This window comes from Rothia nasisuis, assembly GCF_928381405.1.
Lineage (GTDB): Bacteria > Actinomycetota > Actinomycetes > Actinomycetales > Micrococcaceae > Rothia > Rothia nasisuis.
The window spans coordinates 1-389 of sequence record NZ_CAKMSB010000065.1 but is presented as its reverse complement, the minus strand read 5'-3'; the positions used below and the strand labels follow the sequence as shown (position 1 = coordinate 389).

Here is a 389-nt window from a genome sequence, read left to right as displayed (position 1 = left end):
GCTCATCCTTGCCCGCCAGGGCCGCGGCGCGCTGCTCCTCTTCGGGGAGCGTGGCCACCACGGCGGCGGTATTGATGGAGATCGCCCCCGAGCGCACGGCCGCCACCAGCTCGGGCGCCGCCTGTTTCTGGATCTTCTAGATCATCACGACCTGGCTGCTGCTCAGCCGAGCCGCGCGGGCGATCGCCTCGCGGCTGCGCAGCGGCTCGGCCTGCGGCGCCGCGGCGGCTGCGCCGGCCTGCGCTGCCGCGGGTGCGGCGTCCGCCGGGCCGTCCCAGGGTGCATCCGCCGCGCCGGCCCGCGCTGCCGTGGCGGCCTCCGGAGCTGCTTGCGCATCGCCGGGGGCCCCGGCCGATGCCGCGCGCTGCGCCAGGATCTCGCGCTTGCGC

1 protein-coding gene is annotated in these 389 nt (G+C 77.6%); it reads right to left on the bottom strand.

The genetic code is table 11. From position 1 onward, the window contains the following. Positions 1–136: 136 nt before the first annotated feature. The coding region (locus L6966_RS12045) for a hypothetical protein (RefSeq protein ID WP_237233482.1) at positions 137–389 on the bottom strand (253 nt) is incomplete at its 5' end.